The organism is Lentibacter sp., assembly GCF_029254145.1.
Taxonomy (GTDB): domain Bacteria; phylum Pseudomonadota; class Alphaproteobacteria; order Rhodobacterales; family Rhodobacteraceae; genus Lentibacter.
On the sequence record NZ_JAQWYD010000015.1, the window covers coordinates 12,168 to 25,818 of the forward strand.

Consider the following 13,651-nt stretch of genomic DNA (forward strand, 5'->3'; position numbering starts at 1 on the left):
AGATGAGTCATTGATGATTCGCGGTCAATTTCTTTTTTGAATCAGTCACTTACATTTTTTTGTTGATACAAGATATTGTGCACTGGTTTGAACGAACGTCTATGGTGTGGGGTCACACCAAGATTTTGCAGCGCCAGTCTGTGACTTTTTGATGGATATCCGGCGTTTGTTTCCCAGCCGTAGCCCGGATACTGTTGCGCCAGTGCCGACATGACACAATCTCGCCTGATTTTGGCCACAATCGAAGCAGCAGAAATGCTCACTGATTTGCTATCGCCCTTCACAATCGCCTCTGCCGAGACGGTGAGGCCCTTTGGAATGAGGTTTCCATCAATCAAACAATGGTCTGGCGGTGTCAAAAGACCCGCGACGGCACGCTCCATCGCAAGATGCGAAGCACGCAAAATGTTGAGCTCGTCAATTTCTTCCACGCTCGCACTCGCCACGCTCACCTCCGCACAAGCCAAAATCGCCTCCGCCAAACTTTCCCTACGCTTCGCGCTCAGCTTCTTACTGTCGTTCAGGCCCTCGGGGATACGCGACATATCAAGCACAACGGCACAGGCTGTCACTGGCCCCGCCAGTGGTCCACGGCCCACCTCGTCAACACCCGCAATACGGGCAAATCCACGGTCCATCGCCGCGCGCTCATAAGAAAAATCTGGGCCTGTCATTCTGCCAGATGACAGAGAGAGCAGGCCCAGATCAAGCAGGTATTATCCGTTCAGGCGGTATCCGTTCCGCTTCAGGCAGCCCGCCTGATAGCCCGTGCGCACACCACGTGGCCCCTTCACTCTGATCTCGCAAGCGCGCGGAAGGCTCTCTGACCAGCGGTAATTGTTCTGCAAACAACGCCCGTTCATATAGCGCAGCCTATCACGGCGCGTCTGAACCGTGGTCAGACACCGCTGCGGCAAAGTCATCTTGCGAACACGCTGGGGCAAAGGCTTCGGATCTACTTGGACATGCCGACGCACACCATGACCATGTTGGTTCTGTGGTTTGGCATGATAACTGTGTTGATCACGACGGTCGTCATTGCGATCACTGATCGCCTTCCCCAGCAACACAAGCGCCGCAATCCCAGCAATAGCGCGTGCAGTATCCCGATCGTCTGCACGGGCGGGTGCAGCACTCAATGATGCGGCAACAAGCGCACTCAGAGCAATCGAAGCAATAAATTTACGTGACATTAGAATATCTCCTTTCGGTTTCAGGGCGGCACGCACTCTCTTGTGCAAACCAGCGATGAAGCCAAAATCAGAAATCCCCCAAAGACAGGCAATAACAGCCCTCTGCTATCAGATAGCATCTGCCTCAAGGGCGCATGGATATTGAATATCAATCCCAAAACGCGCAGTCTGACCGCATGAAAAACATCATACTTGCATCTGCGGCCCTCACGCTCCTCTCCGCCCCGCTTCACGCGGCCGATTGCTATGCCGACTATAAGGCCAAACAAGACAATCCGCTCAAGCTCCACTATGGCGTCGCCCAAATCACAGGCGCCTGCACCGCAGCCTCCGCCCGCTCCCAGCTTACGCCACGCCTTGCCAAAGACGGATGGGTGTTGCTCAATGTTGTTTCGGTGTTTGACGCCAGCGGCCTTAATGAGAGGAAAGAGAGTGCAGGACCCTTCTATCTCCGCTTCTGAGCGTATGAGTAATCCAAACCGCACCGTCTTTATCGGGATCGCGGCAATCGTCGCAATCTTGCTCATCGCCGCCGTCGTGCTGTTCTTCACACTCCCCGATGCTGGCGCTTTCAACGCGCGGGTTGAACAGCTCTTTGTCGAAAACGACAATTTGAGCACACAAGCAGAAATCAAATTGCTCGAAATTCTGGCCCAGTCCGGCACAGCCTTCTCAGACACGCTTTCAAGCTACCGCATGGTGATTTTTGTGCTGCTCGTTTTCGCCGCCGCGATGCTTATCGCCGCGTTCGTCTTTCTCATGATGCTCGCCGCCTTCAGCCGCCGCATGGCCACCATTGAGCGCTCAGGGATTCAAGTCAACTCACTCCTCATCAGTCGTGAAGAAAACACCGTCTATCTGAACAACATGGGGTTCAAGCTCACAGGCGCCGCTATGGAAACCCTAAGTGTCCTCGCCGAAGCCCGTATGGATGACGATGTGCTCAACGGCGCTGAGATAGAGGCCGTCATCTCGGGTCGCCTCGCCTCAGATTGCGACGAAGCGGCAGGCGCCACCCGAATCAAGCGCTTGCGCGATACATTGGGCAATCAACTTGTCTCTGAACTGCTGATCAAAAACATTGCCCGCCGTGGCTATATCCTCAGCATCGACAAAAGCGTGATCCAAGTGCTCTAGACCCCGAAACTGCTCTTTTCTTTCTCTTTCCAAAAGTATCCCAGGGGGTGCGGGGGACTGGTCCCCCGCTTCGGTCGGGTTTTCGCAACACGAAAACCCGAAATCAAATCGCCGCGCGTAGATTAGCCATGAGCGCAGTCAAGTTCTTCACATAGAGCTCGCCCTGCAAACGTCCTTCAGCATCAAACTCACTGTAGCTTGCCGCAACTGTCACTTCAGGACCGGCAACGATTTTGGGCTGAAAGGGTGTCATGCAGCTGTGCAACATAACAAGCCCACGGTCGCCGCCGGAGCGCCCCGCTGCTGATGACATCAGCGCAACAGGCTTACCCGCCCACGCGCTGCCCTCAACACGGCTCACCCAATCCAGCGCATTCTTCAAAACGCCCGAAAGGCCGCGGTTATACTCTGGTGTCGAAATCACGATAGCATCCGCCTCGGCAATCTGCGTCGCAAGCTTTTGCACAGCAGCAGGCACGCCTTCAGCCGCTTCCAGATCCCCGTCATAAAGGGGCAGATTGAGGTCAGCGAGCGTAAGCTCAGCATCGCCCATAAGCCGTGCCGCTTCTTGCAGCAGCAAGGTGTTGGTTGAGCCTTTGCGCAGAGCGCCAGAAAGTCCGAGAAGTTTTACATGAGCCATTGTGGCCTCCATTTATGAAGTCCCCCCGCTCCTAAACTGACGTCGCTCCCACAGCAATTCTCACAAGCGCACAGCCCCTGTGCAAAAAAGAAAAGGCCCCGCCGTTTCTGGCAGGGCCGCTTCATGTCGGTGTCACGAAAGTTATACGCTTGGCGTAATCACAATCTCCACACGACGGTTCAGTTGGCGGCCTTCAGGCGTCAAATTCGTCGCCAAAGGCATGTCTTCGCCGCGGCCCACGGCCTGCATGCGGAAGCTGTTCACACCTTCACTCGCCAAGATAGCCGTAACCGCCTGTGCACGGCGTAAGCTCAGGCTCTGATTATAGCCTGCGTCACCAGTGTTATCGGTATGGCCAACCACTTGCACAGTTGAGTCGCCATAGGTGTTCAGGCTGCTCGCCACCGCGCGAATATCGCTTGTGAGGTCAGGGCGCAGGCTCGCACTGTCTGTCGCAAACAAAATATCCTGCGGCATCGTCACAATCAGGCGCTCGCCCGTGTTCACAATCTTCGCATCATTGCCAAGCTTGGCCCGCAAATCCCGCTCTTGCTGATCCAGCGCTGCACCCGTCAGCCCGCCAAGACCTGCCCCGACAATTGCGCCACGAAAGGCGCCTTTCTTGCCGTCACTCTGGGTCAGTCCACCAATGAGCGCCCCTGCGGCCGCCCCAATCAGCGCGCCTTCCTTGGCTTTGCGGTTGGGATCATCAGGGTTCACAAGTCCAGGGTCCGTACACCCAGCAAGCAATACCATCGCGCTCACAGCGCTCACGCCAATAAATTTTGAAATTATCTTCATATCTGCCTCGTCTTTTTTGCCACACACTCTGTGGCTTGTGGCCTGTATATACGCCTTGCCACCGCCCACAAAGAAGCAACACTCGCGTGATCGGCAGCAATTCGCCCATCCGCTCATGCCTCTTCGCGCGCAGACTCCCAAGCAAGCAGCGCACGTTTCACAGGCAAGCCCCAGTGATAGCCTCCCAGCGCCCCTGATTTTCGAAGCGCACGGTGACACGGGATCAACCAGCTCACAGGGTTGCGCCCCACAGCCGTGCCAACAGCCCGCACAGCCTTGGGATGTCCAATCGCTCCAGCAATCTCGCTGTATGTGGTCACATGACCCGAAGGGACTTGTAACAAAGCCTCCCAGACCTTGATCTGAAAAGGCGCCCCGATAAGGTGCAGCGCCGTTTCGCCGCTTTGCTCCTGTCCCGCCTTGACCCAGCCATGAAGCGCAGCCGGTTTCTCTACAAATCCCGCCTTTGGCCAGCGCTGTGCCAGGTCCTCAAAGCAAGCCTCACGGCCCATCTCTTCGGCAAATCCCATGCCGCAAATTCCGCGCTCTGTACCCATCACAAGCGTTTCGCCAAAAGGCGTGTCAAACCAGCCATAATTTACAGTCAGTCCCGCCCCCTTCTTGGCAAACTCCCCAGGGCTCATTGCTTCCCAACGCAGAAAAAGATCGTGCAGCCGTCCGCCGCCCGACAGTCCGACAGATTGCGCTGTTTCAAGCGTGGTAAACCGCTCGCTCAACATCCGCTTCGCCTGTCCAAGCTGCAAATACTGCTGATAGCGCTTGGGAGAGACACCCACCCATGCGGAAAAGACCCGTTGAAAATGTGCCGCACTCATCTGCATCTCACCCGCCAAAGCCTCAAGCGAAAGCGGTCCCTCAGACGCGTCAATCGCCTCCAAAGCACGGCGCATAAGTTGGTAATGATAGCGGCCTTCGGGCTGATCCATCTTCATCATATGTCTCCTTGGCTGATACCCTAGCGCCCAGAACGCCGCCCCGCGACCCGTTTCCTGCGCAAATCAGTATCTTGCCTGTCGCCCCTCTCGCGGGCATACCTTCCTCATGGCCAAGCAACTCAATTATCAAACGCTCCGAGAGATTTTCACCCGCTTTCACGCAGCAGATCCCGCCCCCGTGGGCGAGCTCGATCATGTGAATGTCTATACCCTTGTCGTCGCCGTGGCGCTCTCCGCTCAAGCCACAGATGTAGGCGTGAACAAAGCCACAAAAGAACTTTTCAAAATTGCCGATACACCCGAAAAGATGTTGGCTCTGGGCGAAGAGGGTCTGATTGAGCATATCAAGACAATCGGCCTCTTCCGCAACAAAGCCAAAAACGTCATCAAGCTCAGCCGTATCTTGGTTGAGGACTATGGCGGCGAGGTCCCCAATTCCCGCGCAGCACTTGTCTCGCTCCCAGGCGTGGGCCGCAAAACGGCCAATGTCGTGCTGAATATGTGGTGGCTCATGCCTGCACAGGCCGTTGATACCCATATCTTCCGCGTCGGCAACCGCTCGGGGATTTGCCCTGGCAAAGATGTCGACGCAGTCGAGCGCGCAATCGAAGACAATATACCCGCGGACTTTCAACTCCACGCACATCACTGGCTCATCCTGCATGGCCGCTACCATTGCAAAGCGCGCAAACCGCTTTGCGCCACCTGTATCATCCGCGATCTCTGTGAATTTGAGGACAAGAACCTATGAAGAAATACCAAGTCGTCGGCATCGGAAACGCAGTCGTTGATGTGATCACCCAATCAACCGATGCTTTCCTCACAGAGATGGGCATCGAAAAAGGCATCATGCAGCTTGTCGAAACAGAGCGCTCAGAAGAGCTCTTTTCTGCAATGGACGAACGCGTCCAGACTCCGGGCGGCTCGGTTGCCAATACAATCGCAGGCATCGGCAGCCTCGGCCTCGCCACCGGCTTCATAGGCCGCGTACGCAACGACGAGCTGGGCCACTTCTACGCTGACGCAATGACACGCGAAGGCATCGACTTTGTAAATGCCCCCGTCGCAGGCGGCGAGTTGCCCACATCGCGCTCGATGATTTTTGTTTCCCCCGATGGCGAGCGCTCGATGAACACCTATCTCGGAATTTCCGCCGAGCTTGGCCCTGATGACGTTGACGAGAGCATTGCCGCTGGCGCTGAGGTTGTGTTCCTTGAGGGCTATCTCTTTGACAAAGACAAAGGCAAAGACGCCTTCATCCGCACAGCCCGCGCCTGCCGTGCCGCTGGCGGTAAAGCAGGTATCGCAATTTCCGATCCCTTCTGCGTCGAGCGCCACCGCGCCGATTTCGTCAACCTTATCGAAAACGAACTTGATTTCGTGATCGGCAACGAAGCCGAAATCCGCTCGCTCTATCAAGACAATGATCTTGAGGCTGATCTTGCCCGCGTCGCCGCCGCATGTCCGCTCGTCGTCTGCACCCGCTCGGGTGATGGCGTCAGCATCATTCACAAGGGCGAGCGCACCGACATCCCCGTGAACAAGATCGTCCCCGTTGATGCCACAGGCGCAGGTGATCAGTTCGCCGCTGGCTTCCTCTTTGGGCTCGTCTCGGGCCACGATATGGCCACGTGCGGCGCCATGGGCAATGTCTGCGCCGCCGAGGTGATCAGCCATGTCGGCCCGCGCCCCGAAGCCGACATGCAGGCGCTGTTCGCCGAGCACGGCCTGCTCTAAAGCCTCACGGGGCTGCAAGTACCAAGTCAAGCAGCCCCGCAAACTCCTGCGCATCCAAAGCATCAAACCGAAGACATAGCGCCCTAATTTTCTCCGCGCGCGCACGGCCCAAAACGGGGTCTGCAAACATATGGTATTTGTCGCGCATCTCATCTTCACTCAAAGGCGCGTCCACATCGCCCCTCGCCGAGCGCGGCTCCGCCTCATATCGAGCGCCGCCTTTGGCGATAATTGTCACAGCCGCCCAGCGTTTCTCCACAGAACGCGCCGTCATCTCATCATCGTCAATAAGTTCTGTCGCTTCACTCACACGGATGATGTCTTGATCTGCCAGAACAGCCGCATCCATCTCGCGCGCGCCAAACCCGCCACGCACAATCATCGTCGCAACAGGAAAAGCGATCGAATATGCGAGCTCGTCCATGCTCGCGGGCCTATGCCCCGCCAGCCGCGTGGCATAGTGAAACGTGCGAATTTCAACCCGCGCCACATCGGCGTGGTGTAGCCCGTTTTCCTCCATCAAAGCCTGCGCCGCATCCATCGAAGGGTGCGCCCAGCGGCAACACGGAAACTTCTTGTAATGCGTGTCCGCGAGCGTCATCCACTCAGAGCCTAAGCCAGCCCAAAACTCTGCCGCCTCCTCACTTTCACACGTGAGCGCAGGTGCGCCTGTGAAGCCGTCCAGCGCCAGATAGGCCGCCGTAATACCACTTGGCGCGCCCCAGCCCACACCGTCGCGCAGCATGGTTGGAAAGTCGATACAGCGCATCATCTGGCTCCTAGGCCCATGATATTCGCCAATCCCCGCCGCGTGTCGCACACGTTCGCCATCAAGCCCAAGCATCCGCGCCACGGCCACAGCCACGCCCACGGCGGTCCAGCTTCCCGAGGTGTGATAATCAGGGCAAGTGGCGTGCTGCGCCTTGCCCGCGCGGCTGCTCACCTCATATCCAATCGCCAGCCAGAGGAGAAAGTCTGCCCCCGTCACGGCACGCCCCTCAGCCCGCATAGCATCAGCAACCGCCAGCAAAGCAGGGAAAACAGCGCTGCCCACATGGCCTTTGTTCGGCGTCGTCCCGTCATGCGCATCGACACTATCAACGGTAAATGCACCAGCCATAGCCGCGCCCACCGGGCTCACAGCCCGCCCATCCATCAGCATGCGTGCAAACCCCGCGCTGCCAGCGCCAAAGAGACGAACAGTGCTCTTGCGGGCCGCCTCGGCCATATCAGTTGTTGCGCCAATCGCAGCCACACCCATCGTGTCGGCAAAGCTCACGCGCAACAAAGCCCGCATCGCCTCTGGCACATCTTCATAGGTCAGCCCCGTGGCAAACTCATGCATCGCTTGTGTCATAAAAAACTCCCCCGCCTTTCAGCGAGAGAGTGACAGAGCTAGCGCGTTTGAGAAGCCCTAAAATGTGGCGTCAGTCACCAAGCTTGGCATGAACCTCATCAAGATCAATCTCGCCAATCGGCATCTTGTTGGACGGATCGTTGAAATCATACTTGAACAGCTCGAAGTCGCGTTTGAAAATCTCGTAGACCAGATGCATCGAAAGATCGTCGAAATAATCTTCAACATTGTGCAGCCGCTTCGGCCCATGGCCTTCACTCTCGTTAAAGCGCGGGATCTTCTTAAGACTGACCCTATGAGGCGTCTCGATTGCGTCGAGTACTTTTTGCATCCCGTCATTGAACTGTTCGGTCCAAAAAATATTGTCATAGCGCCCGCCATTGGCCACAAACGTGCCCACATGTCCCGACATGGCACTCCAGTGAATGTCTGGGTCCATCGGGCGCCGCCATCTGATGGTATCCCGAGCAAACAGCAAAAAGCGCCGGAAGCTCTTGATCTGGTCAAACTCTTCCTTGCCATCGTCCCCACCCACTTCGATCCCGTATTTCTGGATCAGAAGGGGCACAAGGTTGCCGCGATAGCGGCGGCCATTGCGTTGAATCCCACAAATTTTGTCAAAAAAGCTGGAAAGAATGCGCGTATAAAGGTTCCGAACACAGGTAAATGCATATGAATTATGGGTTTTCACATTGGCGTTGATCAGCCCCTGGCTTTCTTCGCGCGCCCATTTGTGCAAACCGTCTGTTGCATCATGGATATCACCATCAAAAAACGCGCCGTGATCAGAATAATACATGATCTGGCCGATGGTCGAGCACGCACACTTTGGTACCACGCGGTACACCACGCTCTCACTTTCGGTCATCCACGTTCCGGGAAAGCCCATATTTCGCCTCCTAAAGCTGCGTTACGCAGCGGTACTCGTTATTTTTAATCGCAAAAAAGCAAATATTTCGTGTTTATTCAACTGCACTTCATCTTTATCAAGTAAACAGTGTGTCTAACTAGGGGTAAATGTTTCGAAAATGGCAAAAATAGCTTTCATACTTCTTTGCCATAAAGACCCAGAGGCTATCATCAAGCAGGCCGAGCGCCTTACAGCTGTGGGCGACTACATGTCGATCCACTTTGATGCGCGCGCCAACCCTGACCATTTCGAAATGATAAAGTCCGCGCTTGAGGGCAATCCAAATGTAGCCTTCGCCAAAAAGCGGATCAAATGTGGTTGGGGCGAATGGTCCTTGGTCCAAGCCACACTTTATGCAGTCGAAGCCGCTGTTGACGCCTTCCCCCGCGCCACGCATTTTTACATGCTGTCAGGGGACTGCATGGCCATCAAATCCGCCGAATACGCCCATGAGTTCCTTGATCGTGCCGATGTCGACTATGTCGAAAGCTTTGACTATTTTGAAAGTGACTGGATCAAGGCCGGCATGAAAGAAGAGCGGCTCATCTATCGCCACTTCTTCAACGAGCGCACACAGAAGCGCCGCTTTTACGCCGCCTTCAATTTTCAGCGCAAACTCGGCCTCACCCGCAAAATCCCCAATGATCTCCAGATCCAGATCGGCTCCCAGTGGTGGTGTCTGCGCCGCCGTACTGTCGAATGGATCCTTGATTTCACAAAAAAGCGCCGCGACGTCATGCGTTTTTTCAAAACAACCTGGATTCCAGACGAGACATTCTTCCAAACGCTGGTGCGCCACCTTGTCCCCGAAAACGAAATCCAGACCCGCACGCTCACCTTCCTTATGTTCACAGACTATGGCCTGCCCGTCACGTTTTATAACGATCACTATGATCTGCTGCTCAGTCAGGACTATATCTTCGCCCGCAAGATCAGCCCCGAGGCCAAATAGCTCAAGCGCCGCCTCGGCCTGCTTTACGCGACCCGCGGATTGGATTTCAAAATCTCCAATGAAGGCGCATCTCTCTTCAAGTACCTGACAGGAAGGGGCCGTGTTGGCCGCCGCTTCGGCCTGCGCTTTTGGGAGAACGAAGGCTCACTTGGCCGCGAGCGCGAAATGCTGATCGTCGTCTGCAAAAAATGGCACGTCGCCAAACGGCTTGTGGAGCGTATCCGCAAGATGACAAACGTGCCTTGCATCGAGTATCTCTTCAACGAAGAAGGGACAGCCCTTCCAGACCTTGGCGGTATCCAGTCCACAATGGACAAGCGCCACCGCCGCGCGCTAGTGCGGATGTTGTTTGACTACTACGAAACCAACCAGCTTGTCGTTTGCATTGATCCGAGCAATCTCGACCTCTTGCAAGACTTCTGCGCCGACCGCTCCAAAACGCGCCTTCTCGAAATCGAGTGCCGCTTCTCTGACGAATACCTGACAGGTCACGCAAGGCGCGTTGGCCTTGCTGGCGAAAAAACCCCTAAGGAAACGCTAGAGCGCCTGCTCCCCACAATCCGCGCAGATATGGTTCACGAAAGCGACGAGCTGCGCGACGCCAATTTCGATGGTCACTTCCGTATTCGCGAAACCGAGAGCATCGAGGCCAATGCCGCAGCCATCGCCCAATTCCTCGCTGCCACGCCCGAGAAAGCTTATGAAATTGCCAATATTGGCTATCTCTTTGCCGATTGATCAGGCCGCACGCTCGCCTTATAGTATCGCCAACATCACGCGCGGTAAGGACAAAGCAGCATGACAACCCAAGCACCAGAAACCAAGCTCGTTGACAGCTACCGCGTGGCCTGCGACGGCGGCGAAGGCGGCCACCCCCGCGTATGGCTCCAAATTCCAGGTGAACACGGCTGGGTCGAATGCCCCTATTGCGATTGCAAATATGTGCACAAAGATTTTGAAGGCAAAATCTGAGTTGACGCTCTTATCGTAAGACACAGGTCGCCCACGGGCGGCCTCTTTGTTTGTCCGCTCAAAAGAGAGGCGCGCATGATCAATTCTTGCAGATTGACCCTAGCCGAAGACTTCGCCCTTTAAGCGCAGCCCGCTTCGTGGCAAACCTTAGGGGCATCCAAGGGGAGACACGCGCATGACATTCGGCAAAGGCTGCCACCTTCATCTGATCGACGGCTCCGCCTTCATCTTCCGCGCCTATCACGCGCTGCCCCCACTCACGCGCAAGTCCGATGGCCTGCCCATCGGCGCGGTCGCGGGCTTTTGCAACATGCTCCACCGCTATGTTGAGGGCAACACAGGCCCCGACGCGCCCACGCATGTCGCCGTAATCTTTGACAAAGGCTCCCATACCTTCCGCAACGATATGTATGAGCTCTACAAAGCCAACCGCGAGGCCATGCCCGAAGACTTGCGCCCGCAAATGCCCCTCACCCGCCGCGCAACCGAAGCGTTCAACATCGCCTGCAAAGAGCTAGAAGGCTATGAAGCCGACGACATGATCGCCACGCTGTCTGTACAAGCCCGCGAAGCTGACGGCCGTGTGACCATTATCTCCTCTGACAAAGATCTGATGCAGCTGGTCGGTGGCGGTGTCGAAATGCTAGACGCAATGAAAAACCGCAGGATCGACCGCGACGGCGTGCATGAAAAATTCGGCGTCTACCCGGAGCGCGTTGTAGATGTGCAGGCCCTTGCGGGCGACGCGGTCGATAACGTCCCCGGCGCGCCCGGCATCGGCATCAAAACCGCCGCGCTCCTGATAAACGAATACGGAACCCTCGAAGAACTCCTCGACCGCGCGGGCGAAATCAAACAGCCCAAGCGCCGCGAAACCCTGATCGAGCACCGCGCCCAGATCGAGCTGTCAAAACGGCTCGTTCAGCTCGATTGCGAAACACCGCTCGACTTTGGCCTTGATGATCTTGAAGTCAAAGACCCTGACCCAGACACGCTCCTGAGCTTCCTTGCCGAAATGGAGTTTCGCACGCTGTCCAAGCGCATCGCCGACCAGCTCGGCGCCGAAGCACCAGAGATCGTCAAGCCCGACGCGCCCAGCGCCCCCGCAGGCACGCCCGAGGCGCCCGATTTTGGCGAAGCAACCTATGAGAAGGTCAGCACAGCAGAAGAGCTGCAGCGCTGGATCGCCCTCGCAAAAGCCCGCGGCTACGTCGCCGTAGATACCGAAACCACAGGCCTAGACGAAATGCGCGCCGATCTTGTTGGCGTCTCGCTCTGCGTTGAGGCGGGACACGCCTGCTATATTCCACTGGCCCATAAAGAGGGCGAAGAAGGTCAGCTCTTTGGCTCTGACGAATTGACAGAAGGCCAGATCGGGCTGGAACAGTGCCTATCCCTGATCAAGCCATTGCTCGAAGATCCGTCCGTGATAAAGATCGGGCAGAACATGAAATACGACGCCAAGATGCTCAAGCGTTACGGCATCGATATCGCACCGATTGATGACACCATGCTCATGTCCTACGCGCTCCACGCAGGTGAGCATAATCACGGCATGGACGCCCTCTCAGAGCGCTACTTGGGCCACAACCCCATCCCCATCAAATCACTCCTCGGCGGGGGCAAATCCGCGATCACATTTGACCGTGTCGGGATCGATGACGCCGTGACATACGCATCCGAGGACGCTGACATCACCCTGCGCCTCTGGCAAATCTTCAAGCCACAGCTTCATGCGCAGAAAGTCACGTCTGTCTACGAACGTCTCGAGCGCCCGCTTGTGCCTGTGCTGGCGCAAATGGAAATGCACGGCATCAAGGTCGACCGCGACACGCTCAGCCGCATGTCCAACGCCTTCGCACAGAAAATGGCGGGGCTTGAGGCGGAAATTCACGAGCTCGCAGGGCGCAGCTTCAATGTCGGCAGCCCGAAGCAGCTTGGCGAAATCCTGTTTGACGAAATGGGCATAGAAGGCGGCAAGAAGGGCAAGACAGGCGCTTACGCCACGGGCGCAGATATCCTGGAGGAGCTCGCCACAGAACACGAGCTTCCCGCCCGTGTTCTCGATTGGCGCCAGCTCTCCAAGCTAAAAAGCACCTACACAGACGCGCTACAGGACCATATCAACCCCGAAACAGGCCGCGTCCACACCTCCTATCTGCAGACAGGAGCCACCACGGGCCGCCTCGCCTCCTCCGATCCAAACCTACAGAATATTCCCATTCGCAGCGAGGAAGGCCGCCGCATCCGTGAGGCCTTTGTGGCCGAAGAAGGAAAAACGCTCATCGCGCTCGACTATTCACAGATCGAGCTGCGCATCCTCGCGCATATCGCAGGAATCGACACTCTGAAGCAGGCCTTTAAAGAGGGCCACGATATTCACGCGATGACCGCCTCGGAAATCTTTGATGTGCCGCTTGAAGATATGACCCCAGATATCCGCCGCCGCGCCAAAGCAATCAACTTCGGAGTGATCTATGGCATCTCGGGCTTCGGCCTCGCGCGCAACCTGCGTATACCGCGCGGCGAAGCGCAGAGCTTCATCGACCGTTACTTCGAGCGCTTCCCAGGTATCCGCACTTATATGGATGAAACGACCGAGTTTGCAAAAAACCATGGTTATGTAGAGACGCTTTTTGGCCGAAAAATCCACACACCCGAGATAGCGGCCAAAGGTCCCCGCGCAGGCTTTGCCAAGCGAGCGGCCATCAACGCGCCCATTCAAGGCACAGCCGCTGACATCATCCGCCGCGCCATGATCCGGATGCCAGAGGCGATTGCCGGCTTGCCTGCGAAGATGCTTTTGCAGGTTCATGACGAGCTTTTGTTTGAGGTTGAAAATGAGGCCGTTGAACAAACGATTGCAGTGGCGCGTGAGATCATGGAAGGCGCAGCAGAGCCTGCTGTGAAAATTGACGTGAAGCTGATTGTCGATGCTGGTCAGGGCGCGAACTGGGCCGACGCGCATTAATCTGTTTAGAATTGTGCTTCGCACA

13 protein-coding genes and 1 pseudogene are annotated in these 13,651 nt (G+C 56.4%); 7 read left to right on the forward strand and 7 right to left on the reverse strand.

Annotated features, from left to right (window positions below):
* Nucleotides 1-41: 41 nt before the first annotated feature.
* Nucleotides 42-674, reverse strand: coding sequence for a ribonuclease HII (locus P8O11_RS01800; protein WP_300291024.1), 633 nt, complete (start codon nucleotides 672-674; stop codon nucleotides 42-44).
* A 42-nt stretch (nucleotides 675-716) separates the two neighbouring features.
* Nucleotides 717-1,193: a hypothetical protein gene (locus P8O11_RS01805; RefSeq protein WP_300291026.1), complete on the reverse strand. Its 477-nt coding sequence runs from the start codon at nucleotides 1,191-1,193 to the stop codon at nucleotides 717-719.
* A 176-nt stretch (nucleotides 1,194-1,369) separates the two neighbouring features.
* Here P8O11_RS01805 and P8O11_RS01810 point away from each other — a divergent pair, with 176 nt between their 5' ends.
* Both P8O11_RS01810 and P8O11_RS01815 read left to right on the forward strand, forming a co-directional pair.
* The gene (locus P8O11_RS01810; protein WP_300291093.1) at nucleotides 1,370-1,654 is read left to right on the forward strand and encodes a hypothetical protein; all 285 of its coding nucleotides are present in this window, start codon (nucleotides 1,370-1,372) and stop codon (nucleotides 1,652-1,654) included.
* Nucleotides 1,626-2,330, forward strand: coding sequence for a helix-turn-helix domain-containing protein (locus P8O11_RS01815; protein ID WP_089893310.1), 705 nt, complete (start codon nucleotides 1,626-1,628; stop codon nucleotides 2,328-2,330). Before P8O11_RS01810 ends, P8O11_RS01815 begins: the two co-directional genes overlap by 29 nt.
* Nucleotides 2,331-2,433: 103 nt before the next feature.
* On the opposite strand, the gene P8O11_RS01820 is transcribed toward P8O11_RS01815, so the two are convergent.
* The 3 genes from P8O11_RS01820 to P8O11_RS01830 form a co-directional block, all read right to left on the reverse strand.
* Nucleotides 2,434-2,970: an NADPH-dependent FMN reductase gene (locus P8O11_RS01820; protein ID WP_300291030.1), complete on the reverse strand. Its 537-nt coding sequence runs from the start codon at nucleotides 2,968-2,970 to the stop codon at nucleotides 2,434-2,436.
* A gap of 141 nt (nucleotides 2,971-3,111) precedes the next feature.
* Nucleotides 3,112-3,771 carry an OmpA family protein gene (locus P8O11_RS01825; RefSeq protein ID WP_300291032.1) on the reverse strand — a complete coding sequence of 220 codons (660 nt, stop codon included), beginning with the start codon at nucleotides 3,769-3,771 and terminating at the stop codon, nucleotides 3,112-3,114.
* 113 nt (nucleotides 3,772-3,884) lie between these two features.
* On the reverse strand, nucleotides 3,885-4,718 hold the full coding sequence (locus P8O11_RS01830; RefSeq protein WP_300291095.1) for a bifunctional helix-turn-helix domain-containing protein/methylated-DNA--[protein]-cysteine S-methyltransferase: 834 nt from the start codon (nucleotides 4,716-4,718) through the stop codon (nucleotides 3,885-3,887).
* Nucleotides 4,719-4,833: 115 nt separating this feature from the next.
* Between P8O11_RS01830 and nth the strand changes: the two genes are divergently transcribed.
* Both nth and P8O11_RS01840 read left to right on the forward strand, forming a co-directional pair.
* Complete coding sequence (gene nth / locus P8O11_RS01835) at nucleotides 4,834-5,478, forward strand: endonuclease III (protein WP_300291034.1); 645 nt, start codon at nucleotides 4,834-4,836, stop codon at nucleotides 5,476-5,478.
* The gene (locus P8O11_RS01840; RefSeq protein WP_300291036.1) at nucleotides 5,475-6,464 is read left to right on the forward strand and encodes an adenosine kinase; all 990 of its coding nucleotides are present in this window, start codon (nucleotides 5,475-5,477) and stop codon (nucleotides 6,462-6,464) included. Before nth ends, P8O11_RS01840 begins: the two co-directional genes overlap by 4 nt.
* 4 nt (nucleotides 6,465-6,468) lie before the next feature.
* Here the strand turns inward: P8O11_RS01840 and P8O11_RS01845 are convergent, their stop codons facing one another.
* Together P8O11_RS01845 and P8O11_RS01850 are read right to left on the reverse strand one after the other, a co-directional pair.
* Complete coding sequence (locus P8O11_RS01845; protein ID WP_300291038.1) at nucleotides 6,469-7,821, reverse strand: MmgE/PrpD family protein; 1,353 nt, start codon at nucleotides 7,819-7,821, stop codon at nucleotides 6,469-6,471.
* A gap of 70 nt (nucleotides 7,822-7,891) precedes the next feature.
* Nucleotides 7,892-8,710, reverse strand: a complete 819-nt coding sequence (locus P8O11_RS01850; protein ID WP_300291040.1) for a sulfotransferase family protein — start codon at nucleotides 8,708-8,710, stop codon at nucleotides 7,892-7,894.
* 139 nt (nucleotides 8,711-8,849) lie between these two features.
* Between P8O11_RS01850 and P8O11_RS01855 the strand changes: the two are divergent.
* The 3 genes and pseudogenes from P8O11_RS01855 to polA all read left to right on the forward strand — a co-directional run bounded on the left by P8O11_RS01855 (nucleotide 8,850) and on the right by polA (nucleotide 13,626).
* Nucleotides 8,850-10,421: pseudogene (locus P8O11_RS01855) on the forward strand (DUF5928 domain-containing protein).
* Nucleotides 10,422-10,481: 60 nt separating this feature from the next.
* Nucleotides 10,482-10,655, forward strand: coding sequence for a zinc-finger domain-containing protein (locus tag P8O11_RS01860; RefSeq protein ID WP_300291043.1), 174 nt, complete (start codon nucleotides 10,482-10,484; stop codon nucleotides 10,653-10,655).
* A gap of 175 nt (nucleotides 10,656-10,830) precedes the next feature.
* On the forward strand, nucleotides 10,831-13,626 hold the full coding sequence (polA, locus tag P8O11_RS01865; RefSeq protein ID WP_300291045.1) for a DNA polymerase I: 2,796 nt from the start codon (nucleotides 10,831-10,833) through the stop codon (nucleotides 13,624-13,626).
* The last annotated feature ends 25 nt before the right edge of the window (nucleotides 13,627-13,651 follow it).

Excerpts from the sequence above, each read along its gene's own strand:
- P8O11_RS01860 (WP_300291043.1), top strand. The coding sequence starts at position 10,482 with ATGACAACCCAAGCACCAGAAACCAAGCTCGTTGACAGCTACCGCGTG.
- P8O11_RS01825 (WP_300291032.1), bottom strand. The coding sequence starts at position 3,771 with ATGAAGATAATTTCAAAATTTATTGGCGTGAGCGCTGTGAGCGCGATG.
- P8O11_RS01820 (WP_300291030.1), bottom strand. The coding sequence starts at position 2,970 with ATGGCTCATGTAAAACTTCTCGGACTTTCTGGCGCTCTGCGCAAAGGC.
- P8O11_RS01800 (WP_300291024.1), bottom strand. The coding sequence starts at position 674 with ATGACAGGCCCAGATTTTTCTTATGAGCGCGCGGCGATGGACCGTGGA.
- P8O11_RS01830 (WP_300291095.1), bottom strand. The coding sequence starts at position 4,718 with ATGGATCAGCCCGAAGGCCGCTATCATTACCAACTTATGCGCCGTGCT.
- nth (WP_300291034.1), top strand. The coding sequence starts at position 4,834 with ATGGCCAAGCAACTCAATTATCAAACGCTCCGAGAGATTTTCACCCGC.
- polA (WP_300291045.1), top strand. The coding sequence starts at position 10,831 with ATGACATTCGGCAAAGGCTGCCACCTTCATCTGATCGACGGCTCCGCC.
- P8O11_RS01810 (WP_300291093.1), top strand. The coding sequence starts at position 1,370 with ATGAAAAACATCATACTTGCATCTGCGGCCCTCACGCTCCTCTCCGCC.
- P8O11_RS01805 (WP_300291026.1), bottom strand. The coding sequence starts at position 1,193 with ATGTCACGTAAATTTATTGCTTCGATTGCTCTGAGTGCGCTTGTTGCC.
- P8O11_RS01840 (WP_300291036.1), top strand. The coding sequence starts at position 5,475 with ATGAAGAAATACCAAGTCGTCGGCATCGGAAACGCAGTCGTTGATGTG.
- P8O11_RS01850 (WP_300291040.1), bottom strand. The coding sequence starts at position 8,710 with ATGGGCTTTCCCGGAACGTGGATGACCGAAAGTGAGAGCGTGGTGTAC.
- P8O11_RS01845 (WP_300291038.1), bottom strand. The coding sequence starts at position 7,821 with ATGACACAAGCGATGCATGAGTTTGCCACGGGGCTGACCTATGAAGAT.